This is a genomic window from uncultured Ruminococcus sp. (genome assembly GCF_934476685.1).
Classification (GTDB): Bacteria; Bacillota; Clostridia; order Oscillospirales; family Ruminococcaceae; genus Hominimerdicola.
Genome location: NZ_CAKSNX010000001.1, coordinates 382,835 through 398,826, shown reverse-complemented (window position 1 = coordinate 398,826; position 15,992 = coordinate 382,835). Strand labels below are relative to the sequence as shown.

13 protein-coding genes and 1 other annotated feature are annotated in these 15,992 nt (G+C 45.1%); of the genes, 7 read left to right on the top strand and 6 right to left on the bottom strand.

Annotated elements, in window-relative coordinates:
• Positions 1–128: 128 nt before the first annotated feature.
• The 6 genes from Q0E19_RS01805 to Q0E19_RS01780 form a co-directional block, all read right to left on the bottom strand.
• Positions 129–3,116, bottom strand: coding sequence for a YfhO family protein (locus Q0E19_RS01805; protein ID WP_294406632.1), 2,988 nt, complete (start codon positions 3,114–3,116; stop codon positions 129–131).
• On the bottom strand, positions 3,106–4,071 hold the full coding sequence (locus Q0E19_RS01800) for a glycosyltransferase (protein ID WP_294407027.1): 966 nt from the start codon (positions 4,069–4,071) through the stop codon (positions 3,106–3,108). The genes Q0E19_RS01805 and Q0E19_RS01800 overlap by 11 nt, the downstream gene beginning before the upstream one ends.
• Positions 4,072–4,158: 87 nt before the next feature.
• Positions 4,159–4,965 carry a GIDE domain-containing protein gene (locus Q0E19_RS01795; protein WP_294406630.1) on the bottom strand — a complete coding sequence of 269 codons (807 nt, stop codon included), beginning with the start codon at positions 4,963–4,965 and terminating at the stop codon, positions 4,159–4,161.
• 5 nt (positions 4,966–4,970) lie between these two features.
• Positions 4,971–5,642: a PspA/IM30 family protein gene (locus tag Q0E19_RS01790; RefSeq protein WP_294406627.1), complete on the bottom strand. Its 672-nt coding sequence runs from the start codon at positions 5,640–5,642 to the stop codon at positions 4,971–4,973.
• 52 nt (positions 5,643–5,694) lie between these two features.
• A complete protein-coding gene (locus Q0E19_RS01785) occupies positions 5,695–6,429 on the bottom strand; it encodes a hypothetical protein (RefSeq protein WP_294406625.1) in 735 nt (244 codons plus the stop codon).
• Positions 6,430–6,437: 8 nt separating this feature from the next.
• Positions 6,438–6,935 carry a hypothetical protein gene (locus tag Q0E19_RS01780; RefSeq protein ID WP_294406619.1) on the bottom strand — a complete coding sequence of 166 codons (498 nt, stop codon included), beginning with the start codon at positions 6,933–6,935 and terminating at the stop codon, positions 6,438–6,440.
• A 935-nt stretch (positions 6,936–7,870) separates the two neighbouring features.
• On the opposite strand from Q0E19_RS01780, the gene Q0E19_RS01775 reads away from it, so the two are divergent.
• The 7 genes from Q0E19_RS01775 to ilvA all read left to right on the top strand — a co-directional run bounded on the left by Q0E19_RS01775 (position 7,871) and on the right by ilvA (position 15,981).
• Complete coding sequence (locus tag Q0E19_RS01775; RefSeq protein WP_294406617.1) at positions 7,871–8,440, top strand: hypothetical protein; 570 nt, start codon at positions 7,871–7,873, stop codon at positions 8,438–8,440.
• 282 nt (positions 8,441–8,722) lie between these two features.
• Positions 8,723–10,060, top strand: coding sequence for a germination protein YpeB (gene ypeB, locus Q0E19_RS01770; protein ID WP_294406615.1), 1,338 nt, complete (start codon positions 8,723–8,725; stop codon positions 10,058–10,060).
• 24 nt (positions 10,061–10,084) lie between these two features.
• The gene (rbr, locus tag Q0E19_RS01765; protein WP_294406613.1) at positions 10,085–10,684 is read left to right on the top strand and encodes a rubrerythrin; all 600 of its coding nucleotides are present in this window, start codon (positions 10,085–10,087) and stop codon (positions 10,682–10,684) included.
• Positions 10,685–11,117: 433 nt separating this feature from the next.
• Complete coding sequence (locus Q0E19_RS01760) at positions 11,118–11,300, top strand: hypothetical protein (RefSeq protein ID WP_294406611.1); 183 nt, start codon at positions 11,118–11,120, stop codon at positions 11,298–11,300.
• Positions 11,301–11,565: 265 nt separating this feature from the next.
• Positions 11,566–13,035 carry a diguanylate cyclase gene (locus Q0E19_RS01755; RefSeq protein ID WP_294406609.1) on the top strand — a complete coding sequence of 490 codons (1,470 nt, stop codon included), beginning with the start codon at positions 11,566–11,568 and terminating at the stop codon, positions 13,033–13,035.
• Positions 13,032–14,315, top strand: a complete 1,284-nt coding sequence (locus Q0E19_RS01750; RefSeq protein ID WP_294406606.1) for an ABC transporter substrate-binding protein — start codon at positions 13,032–13,034, stop codon at positions 14,313–14,315. Before Q0E19_RS01755 ends, Q0E19_RS01750 begins: the two co-directional genes overlap by 4 nt.
• Before the next feature lie 190 nt (positions 14,316–14,505).
• Positions 14,506–14,739: a binding site (T-box leader), on the top strand.
• A 42-nt stretch (positions 14,740–14,781) separates the two neighbouring features.
• Positions 14,782–15,981, top strand: a complete 1,200-nt coding sequence (gene ilvA / locus Q0E19_RS01745) for a threonine ammonia-lyase (RefSeq protein ID WP_294406604.1) — start codon at positions 14,782–14,784, stop codon at positions 15,979–15,981.
• Positions 15,982–15,992: the final 11 nt, after the last annotated feature.

Here is a 15,992-nt window from a genome sequence, read left to right as displayed (position 1 = left end):
TTCTTTTGATTTTTTGATTTGACAACACAAATAGTAAAAAATAAAGAACCAAGCGGCTTTTGACTGAGCCGTTCGGTTCTTTAATGATAACCTTTTTTCAATTATATGTCAACGGAGATATATGCCGCTCAGGGTCGGTTTTTGCCGATATCTGTATCGTCGGCTATTATCCCCTTTATCCGACTGCAAAGCTCCTCGGTTTCGTCATTTTTCTCCGTATTCTCCGCAGTGACGCTTTCAGCAGGCTTTTCAGCGGAATGTTCGCCGCCTTTTCCGCCTACCTTTGCAATAAGCTTTTTCATATACTTGCCACGCTTGTACTCAAAAAGGCCTATAAGGACCACCACAAGCAGTCCGAACACGGTTATAACAAGTGAGAACTTCCAGTAGTTCGGTGAGAAGTGCATTTCTATCTTGTTTTCGCCCTTTTCAAGCGGTATGGTTATAAGGCTGTTGAGCGACTTGCCCGGCTTGACTGTCTTTCCGTTTACGGTTATTGTCCAGCCATCCTCATAAGGAACGGTGGTGAAAAGCACCTCGCCGTTACTATCGGCATTTACTGTTCCGCAGACCTTTGTGTCCTCAAACTCTGTGATGTCAAGGCTCTTCTTCTGAAGTTCTGCGCAGTCGGCAGAGAACTCATCATAATCAAAGGTGTAGAAAAGCTGATCCTGCCAGAATGCCTCGTTATCGTCATTTGCGACTGTTATCCTTACCCTTATCTCCTGTCCCTCAAGGAATTTTCCGAGGTTGAGGATAGAGTAATTATCACCCACAAAGAACTGTCCTGCATAGGTCATTTCGTTTGCACCGTCAACATATTCGTCCTCATTCTGTATCCACACATTACAGCTGCGCTCATACTTTGTCGGCAGATACATATACAAATATGAATCCTTATCCATTCTAACCACATAGTCTATATGGCACTCCGCAACTGTGCTGTCCGCAGGGTAATATCTTGTATGGCCGTCCGAAAGCGTTGAGGTCAGCATATTTTCCATTTCGCTGTTGACCACGTCAAGCCTTGTGAAATACTTTTTCTGACTTCCTGTCAGAGCGTTGAATATTGCATTCTGATTTTCAAATGGGTCGGTATCGTTAAGCTCAACGTCCTCGATATCCCCCGAACTTACCACGCCCATTCCGAGTGCATTGGGGTTATTGTAGAACTTGAACGTTGCGTCGCCGTCAGTAAACTCTGTCGTCAGCTTGTATTCTTCGGGAACTTTCACTCTTGTGCCGACGTATGAAGTGTTGCCCGTCTTGTCCATAAGGTACTTTATGTCGAACAGAGCGTCGGTCATAAATGTTGTGCCGTCATATTTTGTATAGTGTCCGCCGTATGCGTAGCCAAGCTGGTGGAGCATTTTCAGCGCAGGTGCATTCATTGTCGAGCTTGAATGTGAAACGCTGTTATAGCCTGTTCCCATAGCGTCATTTACTGTTCTGTGGAAGGTCGCCTCCATACGGTAGAAAGGCTCTTCATCGTAATTTTTTATCATATCCACAGCGTTTCTGAGCTGGCTCATATACGGCTCGTAGGAGGTATATTTGCTGTAAGCAACGTCAGAATCTATCTTGTCGATAGTGTCGATATTATCTGCAAAAAGCTCTGCGCCTACTGCGATAACAAGTGCAAAAGCCACAGCCTTTGACTTCGGATATTTCCTGCAAAGATACAGCAGGGCGAAATATATGCTCAGCGCTATCATGGAAACCCATATGCCCTGAATAACGTTGTAGAGGGTGCCGTCGTCAGCGGTCTTTGTTTCAAAGAGCTGGAAGTGACCGTAGTTTTCCCTCTCGCACCAGAAAAGGAACACCATAAGTCCAAAGAAAACTCCGCCGATATTCTTTGCGGTTATGCCGTCAAGGTTCTCAAAGGCTCTGAAAGCCATTACCACGAGCATGAAAGAGAATATAAACGAATATCTGAACGGCAGCCAGTTCGGCACCTGGAAGCCATGCATAGCCATATCCGCAGGCTTTATATACATAAGCACCACAAGCAGAACTGCCAGCAGACCTTTTCCCGTTTTCTCCTTTATCGGTATCTTATCGTTCATAAAGAACAGCGGCACAAGTATGAGCGCAGCCGCTCCGCAGTATATCATCGGCATACCCTCAGGGTAGACCGTATCATATGTCATAGGGAAAAGCTTTGTTATGAACGTAAGGAAGTCGAACTGAGTTGCCAGTGAGAAATCCGGCTCTGTGAACTCGAATTTGCCCAGTTTAAGGGAATTGTAGACAGGGATAAGCACGAATGCCGCACACATAAGCGCCGCAAGAGTTCCCACGCCGAATGAAACACAGCGTCCGAAAAATTTCTTCGGCAGCTTTCTGCCCTCCACCGTAAGGCAGACGTAGCAGAAATAGAAGAACGTGAATATTCCCACCATATAGCCGATATAGAAGTGGGCAATGAACATCAGCGCCAGTGGGATTATATACGGCAGCATTTTCCCCTCATTGACCAGCCGTCTTACTCCCCAGCATATGAGCGGAAGATAGATAAGCCCGTCAAGCCACATAGGGTCCATAAGCTGTACCACCATATATGACATCAGCGCATACATTACAGGGAAAACGATAAGTGAAACCGTCTTAGTCTTTTTCGGTGATATCTTTTTCAAAAAGAAACAGAACGTCACCGCCGAAGTTCCTATCTTTGCAAGCTGCATTATAAGTATGGAAGTCGGCATTATACTTCTCGGCAGCAGGGCGATTATAAGCATAAACGGACTTGCCAGATAGTATGCATATATACCGAACATCTCGCCGCTCAGGTTTCTCGACCAGCTGTATATCCAGCTTGATTTTCCCCAGAATGCGTCACGGAAATGCTCATAGTAGTAAACATACTGACCGTTGAGGTCAAGGACAAGCACCGAGCCGTCGCCTATGGGGTGGATCTTAAAGAAAGCATACGATGCGAACATTATTGCCACAGGGATAAAAAACACTGCAAAATACAGCCTTTTATCCCAGCAGAATGTTCTTATGCCTTTCCACCACAGCTGAAAGACGTTAGGCTTGCTGCTCTTATCTTTTTTAACTTTATTATCTTTATTCTTTATATCCAAAACATTCTGATCTATATTATTTTCCATCAGACTCTCCTTGATCCTGCGTTTTATCGTCTGTATTTTCCTGCCTTACTATATCTCTGATTATGTACCTCGGGCGCTGCTTTATCTCCTCATATATCTTGGATATGTAGTAGCCTATGACACCCAGACTGAACATAACTATGCTTGAAGTCAGCAGCTGGAGGATTATGACCGTTGAAAATCCTGCACCTGCGCCGCCCCAGAACTTGTTATAGAGGGTATTTATGCCGAGGATAATGGATATCACAAAGGTTATGACTCCGCAGGCAGTAACTATCTGAAGCGGTGCGGAGGTGAACGAGGTGATGTTATTTACTGCGAATTTCACGAGAGCCTTTCCGCTCCACTTTGACTCGCCTATCTCCCTGTCGGCAACGTCGAAATAGACCTTTTCCGTATTAAAGCCTACCCAGCTTGACATCGCTCTGAAAAAGGTGAGCCTTTCGGGCATTCTGTTCAAAGCGTCAACTACCGCCCTATCAAGGAGCTTGAAGTCGGAAGAATCCTGCATATCCAGTCCGCTGGAATTGTTTATCAGCTTATAGAACCACAGCGAGAAAAGCTTGTAGACAGGGTTTTCCTTTCCCCTGCTCTTTTTTCTTCCCTCAACAACGTCAACTCCGCCCTTTTCCCATATGCGGTACATTTCTATTATGACCTGCGGCGGGAACTGCAGATCGCAGTCCATAAGCACACAGCAGTCACCCTTTGCCACTTCAAGGCCTGCAAAGATCGCACTTTCCTTTCCGAAATTACGGGAAAAATTCACTGCGGCAATATGCCTGTCCCTTTTCGCCATTGCCGAGATAAGCTCCCACGTTCTGTCCCGTGAGCCGTCGTTGACGAAAACGATCTCATAATCTATGCTGTTTTCCTCCATAAGCTGCCCCACCACGGCGGCAGTCTTTTCTACATTTCCCTCTTCGTTGTAGCTTGGCACTATAACTGACAGCACTTCAACATTCTCCTGTCCGATAAAATTTTTCACATTTACACAAGCAGAGGACGCCACAAAAGCTATGACGTCCCCCATTAAACTTCTTTAAACTATTCCGACAATAATAAGTATAACACCGATCACTGCGCTGGCGATCCCGCCGAAAAGTTGGAACTTCGCTGCGCTCTCCTTGTTCTTCACAAGTTCTTCCTCTGACTTGGTGGTCACTATGAAAGGCTTTGACTTTTCTCTTGGCTGACCGATATAGATCTGTCCGTTTTCCATATATGCCTCGCCGAGAACGTAAAGTCTTGAAAGCAGCGGTATAGTTTTTTCTACCTGCTTGTATCCAAGCAGTCTGTATCCTGCGCCGAAGGACGGGCTGTATTCCCTGAACCTGCGGTACGGATTGGTGTACATATTTGCATTGTACTGATCTGCGTTCTGGAATCTGTCCATTGTCTTGACAAGATCAAGCTTATCAGCATTGCCGTTGGTCTCAATGATGATCCTTCTTCCGTCGGCATCTGTAAGCAGCAGCGGCTGTGCGGATTCCTCCTCGCTGAGCTTATCCTCATGCTTTACTGTTCTTGTGCGGACATTTCCTTCATTATCTCTTTCCTGACGTGTTTCCTCTGACACCTTATAGGTTTCAGCAGTATAGAAAGCGACCTTTTTCTGGCTGTAAGGTGCTGTCGGCGGATCATCGCAGGCAGCCGTTCCCTTTACCTCAACAAGTTCCCTGTAATTCGGGTCTATGTCATGCATAGCCAAAAGTGCTTCTTCAACCTCAGGAATAGTCTTAGTTTCCTGATACTGTATCTCCAACAGTTCGCCTGCGGCTTTTTTTCTTCCGAAAAAGATCATATAGACTGCCGCAGCGATCAAAAGTATTCCAATAATTATAGGCATACAGATTACTCTCCACCGTTCATTTCAGCCATAAGTCTTGCAAGCTCATCATCTACTGCACTGTTAGCTTCAAGCTCTGCAAAAGGATCTGAACCTGTGTTTGCTGTTCCTGCAAGATCGGAGAATGCGTCAGCCTGAGCTTCCTTAGCCTCGATCTTCTCTTCCATCTTATCAAGCTTGCTGAATGCGCTGGAAGAATCCATGCTGCCGAGAGTCTTTGCCATGCTCTTCTGAGCGTCTGCCATCTTTGAACGTGCGATAAGTGTTGACTGTCTGCTCTTAGCCTCTTCAAGCTTCATCTTAAGAGCATCGACCTGTCCCTTGATAGTATCTACCTGAGCTGTACACTGATCGTACATCTGCTGATACTGCTCTACCTGCTTATCTGCATTGACCTTCTTAGCAAGAGCCTGCTTTGCAAGATCCTGATTGCCTGCCTTAAGAGCAAGCTTAGCCTTGTTCTCCCACTCCTGTGACTCAGCCTTAGCCTTGTCCAGCTGCTTCTTCATCTGACGCTGTGAACCCATTGCCTGACCAAGAGCATTTGTACACTGCTGAAGCTCCTTCTCCATATCAATGATGATCTGCTTTACCATCTTCTCCGGATTTTCTGCTCTGTCAAGCAGATCGTTGATGTTAGCCTTTACCAGATCTCCTACTCTCTGAAAAATTGCCATGTTATTGTCCTCCCTAAAGAATTTATTGTTTTGAATGATCTATCTGAATAATTCAATTATTCTCATTGTTATCCCTGTCGGTCTTTGCGTTACAGTCTATTCTCAGCGCATTGAAATTATACACCGTCATAACTACGAACACATAAAGGGTAATCTTGCTTATGGCTGCAAAAAAACCGAAAAAGCTCTGCACCGATGTAAACGGCACTATCCTGTTCAGTATATCGCAGGCAAGATTTACTATGGTGCATACCCATACCTTCGTGAAAACAGACTTCAGCCTGTGGACTTTTGATATGTCCTCACAAAATCTCGTCTGACGAACCGGACTCTTTTCATTATGCTCTATAAAGCTTAAAACAAGCTTAAAAAGCTCCAACGCCATTACCGCAGCCGCCGTTCCGAGAACTATCGCCGCAATATTTGCTATTATGCCTTTTAATCCGAAAAATCCTACCGCTGCGCTGCATAAGCCTGCCGCCGCACACATTCCTGCGCACAGAACAGCCGCCCTGCACAGCTTATCGAGAACAGCAAGACGTATCCCGCTGTACCGCTCCTCACCGCCATGATAGGAGGTCAGAAGCTCACCCATAGATCTTTTAAGATCAAATCCCTCTATAACCGTTTTTTTGCCGCCGTCGCCCTGCATTCTGCATAACTCCGAAAGCTCCCTGATGCCTGCCGCAAAAAGCAGAAATCCCACAAGCTTTACTGCGTAGTTCGCCCACAGCCCAAGATTGAGCTGGCACAGCAGAAAAAGACTTCCCAAGCAAAGAAAATTCATTTAGTAAATTAGTCCCTCTTTTTAAATAATGTTTTGATAAGCAGACCTGCTCCTGCCGCTATCATGCCGAACATAAGCACATATACATACAGCGAACTTCTTACAGCATGGAACTCAATAGATGTAAGCAGCGATATCACTATAACAAGCAGACCCAGCGCAGCAACACAGCCGCCGATGACCTTCTTGTCACAGAAAAACAGCAGACCTATTCCCACCAGCAGCGGGATAAGCATTACGCCCATAGGCATTCTCATACCAAATAAACTCCAGTATCCGCCGCCCCAAGAACTTGATACAGTGAATGAATTGAGCATCCAGTATATACCGCCGCCGAAAAGCAGAAAGCCGATAAAGAACTGGAGCAGTTCATTATTTGATGAACCCGATACATTGCCGCCCGAACTCTTTGTACTTTTAATATCGGATACAGGCGCAGTATCGACCTTTGAATTTGACTTGACTTCACTTTCGAGCTTAGCAAGCTCCTTGTCAATATCAGACATAGTTTATTCTCCTTCTATAATTCTAAACATTTATGTTTAATTGCGTGTTTTGCGTTATTTTTTTGATAATAATATAATCAGTAATATTATCATTTGTGTAATACAGTGGGGATAATATACTGATGATATAATACTGGCGACCACAGGTCGCCCCTACACAAGCTTTGAGAAAAATCCACATTAGACCTCATCAAAGTCGGTTTAAGTAAAAGTTCTGCACTCCGTTTCTTCCGAGAACGAAATGAGAAGTCCACACCGCAGACAGCGAGCTTGCCGAGCATAACGTATTACCCCGTCTGGAAAGACTCGCCCCTACGCAAGCTTTGAGAAAAATCCACATTAGACCTTATCAAAGTCGGTTTAAGTAAAAGTTCTGCACTCCGTTTCTTCCGAGAACGAAATGAGAAGTCCACACCGCAGACAGCGAGCTTGCCGAGCATAACGTATTACCCTGTCTGGAAAGACTCGCCCCTACACAAGCTTTGAGAAAAATTCACATTAGACCTTATCAAACCGAAAAGAGCCGAGATAAAACCTTGTCGAACTGAAAAAAGTCCAATACAAGACCTAATCAAACCCTGTTTCAGTAAAAGCCATATCTCCGTTTCTTCCGAGCACGAAATGAGAAACCCCGACCGCAAACAGCGAGCTTGCCGAGCGTCCCGAATAGAGCCGTCCGCCCGAGGACCCGTCCGCCCAAGGACTATTATAGAACATTTTTGGGGTGTTGTCAATATATTTTTAAGTTTTAACATATATTAAGTACAGTTTTCACTAGTTTATGTGTGCCGCATTTGGTTACTTGTACAAAAATCAAGAACAAATTGTGTTAAAATATTACAAGCATAAACGATTGATTTTTTTACCCCGATATTGTATAATTAATTCATAGAACAAAACTACCATTCCTGTGTAAGAAAGGAAATATGCAGCGTATGAAAAACATAAAAAGTATAAGAAGAAAAAATATGCAGGTGCTTGCACTGTCCGCACTTGCTGCCTGCTGCGTGATCTTTAGCAGCTGCGGCAAAATAGACGTGAACGCTATAACTAAAAGACCGTCAAATGAGTCTGAACCTGAGTATTCGTATGAAAATACATCAGGTCAAACCTCTGTCCCCGACGATTCATCTCTCAGCGACAGCTCCGCCGCAGAAACTAAAAAAAGCAAGAAAACTACTAAATCAACTAAGAAAAAATCAGACTCCTCCGTAACAGACGATAATGCGAACTACGACGAAACCAACTATACAGTTTCCTACGACGCACAGGGAAGTTCGTATACATCTTATTATACATACTCTCAAAGCAGTTCTGCGTGGAGCAATAATACAACACAGTCATATCCTGCGTGGACTGAACCGCCTGCAACTGAACCTGTTACACCTGCACCTACTCAGCCTGTGACTACACAGCCGCCTGTAACTCAGCCAACATATACCTATACCGATCCGCCTGCTACAGAGCCTACCGCTCCCCTGCCAACTATCGATATAGACTGGTAAACACTTGACATATGTACGATCATGTGCTAAAATAATATTCGGCGGAAACCATTGGGCAATGGTTTTTGGAGGAAATGGGTTTTATAGGATACGAGGGTCACTGCGTGGTGACCCTCTTTCCTTTATATATGATATGCGAAATAAAAAGCAAAGAATTTTTCTGACGAATTTTCTTTGCTTTTTTTATTTTATATTTTTTATGTTTTTATTCTTTTTTGAGGAATATTCGGCAGTTAAATTGTTATAATATTGTCAACATCACTTTAAAAAGGAATGATAAAAATGACTGTTACCAAACGTGGATCAATACGGATATGCTCTATCACTGCCGCCGCAATAATCGCATTGGGGGCAAGGAATATCCAGCTGATGAACGATAAAAAACGTGTCCAGCAGACCGTCAGCGACGGCTACTCCCGTGCCATAGAGGATCTTGCCGCCTCCTGCGATAAGCTGTCATCTTCTCTTGAAAAACAGCTTTATGCTGGCTCCGGAAGTATGCAGCAGAAGCTTGCAGTAGATCTCTACCGTGAGGCAAGCGCAGCCAAAGCCTCCCTCGCCCAGCTGCCTGTGGCTGAACTTGACCTTGAAAACACCTATAAATTTCTTTCACAGGTGGGAAATTACTCCCTCGCTATGTCAACAAAACTTCTGAACGGCGAAAAACTCTCCGACAGCGAGTATGAAAATATGGCTTCGCTGTACGACTTCTCCAAAACGCTCTCTGAGGATATGTGGGAACTTGAAAGCGCAGCGGCAACCGGTCAGCTTTCGCTTTCAAAAGCCGAAAGCACAGCAAAGGAAGATGCTCCGCCATTTGTGGGCGACGGCTTTTCCGACTTTGAAGAAACCTTCGACAACTACCCGGGTCTTATCTATGACGGACCTTTCTCGGACAACATTCTTGAAAGAGAACCCGAAATGACCAAAGCCGCTGAAAAGGTGACGGAGGAAAAAGCTCTCCAGAGGGCAGCTATGGCGCTTGACATCAACACCACCGACCTTTCTGAGGTCAGCACAGTTGAGGGAAAAATGCCTGCCTGGAGATTTTCCGACAAGAACAGTTCTGTCGCCTGCGAGGTAACTCAGAACGGCGGATATATCTCCTATTTTCTGAGGTCAAGGATCGTGGACAGCAGCAAGATCGAAAATGAAAAGGCTTTATCCTGCGCAGAGGATTTTCTGAACTACCTCGGCATACTGTCAATGGAAAAGACCTACTATGAAGTCCAGAACAACGTTATGACTGTAAACTACGCATACAAGGACGTTGACAAGCGTGTTTACACCGATCTCGTCAAGGTATCTGTGGCAATGGACGACGGCGAGATACTCGGTTATGACGCAAGAGGTTTCCTTGTAAACCACAGAGAGCGCAGCTACCCCGAAAAGCTTTGCTCCGAAAGCAGTGCAGAACAGGCGGTTTCACCAAGACTTCAGATAGTATCCAACAGACTTGCAGTTATCCCGTCCGACAATCTTGAAGAAAAGCTTTGCTATGAGTTCGGCTGCAAGAGCGAAACAGGCAGGAATGTACTTGTTTATATCAACGCACAGACAGGCGCAGAGGAGCAGATATTGATACTTCTCGAAAGTCCGTCGGGTGTTCTGACCGAATAAAATTTCACGCAGGAGGAAAAAGAGATGCAGGATTTCAAAAGTTCAAGAACAAAAGTAAATCTTATGCGAGCCTTTGCAGGCGAAAGTCAGGCTCGCAACAGATACACCTTCGCAGAGGCACAGGCAAAGCAGATGAATTATTTTGCCCTTGCAGACCTGTTCAAATTCACAGCCTCACAGGAAAAGGCACACGCACAGGTATTTTACGATCATCTTAAAAGCGAGCAGGGGGACACCATTCACATTGAGGGCGGCTACCCAGTGGATATTTCTACAAAGCTTGAAGATATTCTTCAATACGCAAACCACAACGAACTGCAGGAGGCAGACGATGTTTACCCTGCCTTTGCCGCAATAGCAAGGGAAGAGGGTTTCACGAAGATCGCACAGGATTTTCAGAACATCGCCAAGATAGAGCGCACTCATGCTGAACGCTTTGAAAATGTTCGCAAGCTTATGTCCGAGAACAAGCTTTACCATTCCGACAACGTTGAGATATGGGTATGTTTAAACTGCGGATACATTCTTGAGGGACACTCAGCCCCCGAAAAATGCCCCGTCTGCGGTGTTCCGCAAGGATATTATGTATCCTCGGGCGGACAGCTCGGTTCGGTACGCTCGTAAACTCGCTGTCTGGTCCTCGGGCGGACGGCTCGGTTCGGGACGCTCACAAGCTCGCTGTCTGATCCTCGGGCGGACGGCTCGGTTCGGTACGCTCGTAAACTCGCTGTCTGCTGTGCGGTCTTTTACTTTTATGCACGGAAGAAACAGGGTGCAAAATTTTTACCGAAACAAGGTTTGAGGAGATTTTATGTTGGCTTTAGAACGTATGCGTAGGGGCGACCTTTGGTTGCCAGTGTCCTCTCAAACTGAGAATATGTACTGCATTTGAAAGGAACAGAGTACGAGTGAATATTATTGTAATATAATGTGTAAGGGGCGGTTTCTGACCGCCTCTTTTTGTATGCGATTTTTGACCTGTCAAAAGGTTGTACTGCATAACGATTTGTTAAATTATGTATGTGGTACAAATGCATAAAGGGCAAATACTGACTTAATGAATTGTGTTTGTGACAAGACAAAGGCGGTCAAAGACCACCCCGACCAAAACATCAGACCTAAAAAACGAGATAAGACCTTATCAAAGTCGGCGGCGGAAACTGGCGACCACAGGTCGCCCCTACCAAAATATCTCACCTTGAAAAGCCATTCAAGACCTCATCAAACCCTGTTTCAGTAAAAGCCATATCTCCGTTTCTTCCGAGCGCAAATGAGAAAACCCATACCGCCGACAGCGAGTTTACGAGCGTCCCGAATTACCCCGTCCGGCGAGGACTCTTCCGAGCGCAAAATAACAGCCCCGACAGCAGACAGCGAGCTTGCCGAGCGTCCCGAACCGAGCCGTCCGCCCGAGGACACATTTTACAAATTGATAATATTATTGGGGAGTAGATATGTTATAATTTTATATAATAATGTATTATTCTTTTCTGGAGGGGAAAATTTTGAAAGCCGTAAAGGAAAAAAATTCGGGAAGAATTCCACGAAACCGTCTTCCTGTTATCTATGTGCTTATAATGATAGTGACCTGCGCCGCTATCATGGCGTATTCTTCTTACATACATTTCTGCAACTTGAGCGATACCGCCGCAGATGTGACCGCATCTCTCAATAAAGAAACCGAGATAGCTGTAAAACAGTATATGCAAAAGCTTGAAAACCTCAGCGCAGTCGCCCTTACTAAAGATAACTATATGGACTACGATGCATCTGATACCCAGCTGGATAAGTACCGTGCCGCTCAGATAGAAAGCGAAATGACCGACTACCTCACAAGCTTCAGCCTGCTGGATAATTACTGCGACTTCGCTATCATCTACCGAAATGACAGCCACGCAGGAAAACTCTCTTCCGTAACGGAAGATCTCCTCGAACCCGATATGTTCCAAACTCTGAAAAATGGTCTTGACGGCAAGAAAACTGCTTGGGTTTGCGGAATAAATGATGACTATAACAGAATATATTACCTCAGAGAAGTGCATGACCATGCGATATTTGTCGGCTCTTTCTATACCAACGAGCTTTCAGGAACTTTTATCCCCAAAGGCAGACAGGATAACGCAGAGCTTTTCCTCACCGACAGCAGCGGCAGGATAATCTACTCCCATAAAGGCAAAGAGGGCAGTATGATAGACCCGAAATATATCGACCAGTCACAAAAAAGCGGCTATACGCTCATAAACTATGATATGATCGAAAGCGTCAGCGTCCTCGACTGCGGCTGGAAGATAATTACCGTTAATGATATGAGAGCAAGCCACAGCATTTACGTCCGCACAGATGTAATATGCCTTGGAATAGTGCTTTTCTCTATCGCAGTCATTGCTATGATCAGCATTGTCGCTGCCCCAGCAGGTTCAGCCTATGCCACAAAGAAAAGTTCAACAGACGGACTTACAGGTCTGTATACAGCCGAGGCTGCGGAAAACCTTATCGCTGATAAGATAGAAACCTGTATCTCAGGCTCAACTATCCTACTTGCATTGGTTAAAATAAACAACCTCGACCTCATTTCCGAAAACTATGGCACAGCAGGCGTTAGTGAAGCGCTGCTTAAAGTTTCGGGAATACTCACAGGCTTTTATGCAGAAGACCCCGACGCAGGAAATGTTGTTGGCAGAACAGGCAAAAATGAGTTCGTTGTGTTTGCAGACTTTACAGAATACGACCTTTTTAAAGCACACGACAAACTGAAAGAAAGTCTGAAAGAAATAAGCCGCAGACTTGAGGAATGTGAGCTTGATTCGGGCAGAGGTATGATAAAATGCTCCATAGGCGCAGCAGTTTATCCTGACGTAAGCACAGACTATGACGAGCTTTACGAGTCCGCAGGCGAAGCGCTGAAAGAAGCGGAAGAAAATGACGGAAATTATGTTTTGTATAAAAACGAAACAACAGGGAGGGAAAAGGTATGAGAAAACTATCTTCAATATCTCCTGAAAAGATCGTCAGCTTTTCCACCGCCCTGCTGTTCACAGCCTCGCTTTGTTCCTGTTCATACGGAAGAGTTATCCCCGATCAGCAGAACGCAGAAATAACATTTTCTTGGTGGGGAAAGGACGAGCGAAATGAAAACACACTCAAAGGCATATCGGCATTTGAGGAAAGCCATACAGATATCGGCATAAATCCCCAGTACAGCGACTTTGAAGGTTTTAAGGCAAAAATGGATTCAGAGTTCTATTCAGATACGGAAGCGGACGTTATGCAGCTCAATTACAGCTGGCTGTATGAATACTCCCCTGAGGGTGAGGATTTCTATGACCTTAATGAGCTGTCCGACTATATCGACCTGTCGAATTTCTCGCAGGACGAACTTGATTTCGGCACTATAAACGGAAAGCTGAATGCTCTGCCAATAAGTTTAAGTTCAATTACATTTGTTTATAACAAAACTCTTTATGATAATTACGGTCTGCCTGTCCCATCGACTTGGGACGATCTCTTCAATGCCGCAAAGGTCATGCGCTCCGATGAGGTCTACCCTATCCAGCTGACAAAGAAAAACTTCTGGCTATGCTGCTGCGCTTATCTCGAACAGACTACGGGAAAGAAAGTCTTTGACGGCAGCTTTGATCTTACGGAAAATGATATTGCCGCAATGATAGATTTCTATAATCACCTCGTTGACGAAAAGGTGTCAAAGATCTATTCCGAGTTTGAACGCAGCGACCTTGAAAACTGCCTTACCGGCGGCACAGCCGTATGGATATCCGACTCAGGTTATTACAGCGAGGACGCACAGAAAGCAGGCTTTGAAATGGTGGTGGGAGATTACCCCGTAACGAACAACTATATCTCCTACGGCTGGTCTGTTAAGCCAACAGGCTTTTATGCCATAAAGAAAGATACCGCAAACCCGAAAGCTGCCGCTGAATTTACTGATTACCTTCTTAACAGCGCAGATATGGCTGTTATACAGGGCAGCACAAAGGGCATACCTGTAAGCCGTTCAGCGAAAGAGGCTCTTGAAGCAAGGGATATGCTCGGCGGCATAGAATATAGTGCAGAGCAGAAAATGCAGAACACAGAAGAGCTGGATATAATGAGCCCTTACCTCGAAAATGAAGATGTCATAGACATATTTATAGACGCCTGCGACAGCGTGTATTACGAAAAATCCCACACCAAAGAAGCCGCTCAGCGAGCTTACAGCAGTATGAAAGAGGTCATGGAGGGAATTATCCCGCAATAACAGCAATGAACTCCGCTCATTAAAGAGTTATGTTCAATGAACCCAGTTCTAACGAACTGTATCCTAATGAACTACGTTCATAGAAAAAGTGAAATAAAGTCAAAATAAAATAATTGAAACTGTATTGACAATCGCTTTTTTCGGTGCTATAATTTAAACATTAAATGATAAGTGTCAAAAGTGTAAAAGGTCAAAAGCTTTGACGGGAAAGGTGAAAACGGTTCGATCCTCTCAGAGAGCGTTCGTCTGGTGAAAGAACGCAGGGTTTTCGTTTTCTGGATCATCCCCGAGCTGCTTTGCTGAAAGCCTGCGCCTATAAGCAAAGCCGGTCCTCACCGTTATATGAGTACGAGCGGCGGGATTTTTTCCGCAAGCGGAGTGGTAACACGGAGAAATATTATTGATTTTTTTCTTCGCCTCTGTTTTCAGGGGCGGAGATTTTTATTTTAGGAAAGAGGTAGTAGCTATGCTTACACTAGACAAAATTTTCGACGCATCAAACGTCCTTAAGGAGATAATCAGACCTACCGCCTGCATTTTTGCCCCTAAGGTAAACCCTGACTGCAACGTTTATCTTAAGACAGAAAACCTTCAGGTAACAGGTTCTTTCAAGGTCAGAGGTGCGTATTACAAGATATCACAGCTTTCCGATGAAGAAAAGGCACACGGCGTTATCGCCTGTTCCGCAGGAAACCACGCTCAGGGCGTTGCTCTTGCGGCTTCCAAAAACGGCATAAAATCCCTTATCTGTCTGCCTGACGGCGCACCTATCTCAAAGGTAGAGGCAACAAAGGGCTACGGCGCAGATATCTGCCTTGTTCCGGGTGTATATGATGACGCTTACGCAGAGGCTATCAGACTGCGTGACGAAAAGGGCTATACATTCATTCACCCATTCGATGATGAAAATGTTATCGCAGGTCAGGGTACTATCGGACTTGAAATACTCAATCAGGTAACAAACGCTGACATCGTAGTCGTTCCTGTCGGCGGCGGCGGACTTATCTCAGGTGTTGCTTTCGCAGTAAAGCAGCTCAATCCTAGAGTAAGAGTTTACGGCGTACAGGCTGAGGGCGCTCCGTCTATGGTAAGATCCCTTGCGGACGGAAAGATCGAATGTCTTGACAGCGTTCACACTATCGCAGACGGCATAAAGGTAAAAGAGCCCGGTGAGAACACATTTGAATACTGCAAGAAGTATGTTGACGGAGTTGTTACTGTATCAGATGATGAGGTATCCTCCGCTATACTCCACCTTATCGAAAAGCAGAAGCTTATTGCAGAGGGCGCAGGCGCAGTTTCCGTTGCCGCTGTAATGTTCAACAAGATACCTGATCTTAAGGGCAAGAATGTTGTCTGCCTCGTTTCGGGCGGAAACATCGACGTTACTATCCTTTCAAGAGTTATCAAGAGAGGTCTGCTCAAGTCGGGAAGATCAGATACCCTTACTATCCAGCTTGAAGATAAGCCCGGTCAGCTTAAGGGAGTTTCCGCTATCATCTCCGATCTCGGCGGAAATGTTGTTTCTATCCACCACGAGAGAGCAAGCGAGGAAAGCGATATCACAGAATGCCTGCTAAGAATTGTTCTTGAAACAAGAAACTATGACCATATCAGACAGATCAGAAGCGAACTTACTAAGGAAGGCTTCAAGATAATCGACTAAACAGTTTTAAA

Excerpts from the sequence above, each read along its gene's own strand:
- Q0E19_RS01760 (WP_294406611.1), top strand. The coding sequence starts at position 11,118 with ATGAATTGTGTTTGTGACAAGACAAAGGCGGTCAAAGACCACCCCGAC.
- Q0E19_RS01780 (WP_294406619.1), bottom strand. The coding sequence starts at position 6,935 with ATGTCTGATATTGACAAGGAGCTTGCTAAGCTCGAAAGTGAAGTCAAG.
- Q0E19_RS01750 (WP_294406606.1), top strand. The coding sequence starts at position 13,032 with ATGAGAAAACTATCTTCAATATCTCCTGAAAAGATCGTCAGCTTTTCC.
- Q0E19_RS01785 (WP_294406625.1), bottom strand. The coding sequence starts at position 6,429 with ATGAATTTTCTTTGCTTGGGAAGTCTTTTTCTGCTGTGCCAGCTCAAT.
- Q0E19_RS01775 (WP_294406617.1), top strand. The coding sequence starts at position 7,871 with ATGAAAAACATAAAAAGTATAAGAAGAAAAAATATGCAGGTGCTTGCA.
- Q0E19_RS01795 (WP_294406630.1), bottom strand. The coding sequence starts at position 4,965 with ATGCCTATAATTATTGGAATACTTTTGATCGCTGCGGCAGTCTATATG.
- rbr (WP_294406613.1), top strand. The coding sequence starts at position 10,085 with ATGCAGGATTTCAAAAGTTCAAGAACAAAAGTAAATCTTATGCGAGCC.
- ilvA (WP_294406604.1), top strand. The coding sequence starts at position 14,782 with ATGCTTACACTAGACAAAATTTTCGACGCATCAAACGTCCTTAAGGAG.
- ypeB (WP_294406615.1), top strand. The coding sequence starts at position 8,723 with ATGACTGTTACCAAACGTGGATCAATACGGATATGCTCTATCACTGCC.
- Q0E19_RS01790 (WP_294406627.1), bottom strand. The coding sequence starts at position 5,642 with ATGGCAATTTTTCAGAGAGTAGGAGATCTGGTAAAGGCTAACATCAAC.
- Q0E19_RS01805 (WP_294406632.1), bottom strand. The coding sequence starts at position 3,116 with ATGGAAAATAATATAGATCAGAATGTTTTGGATATAAAGAATAAAGAT.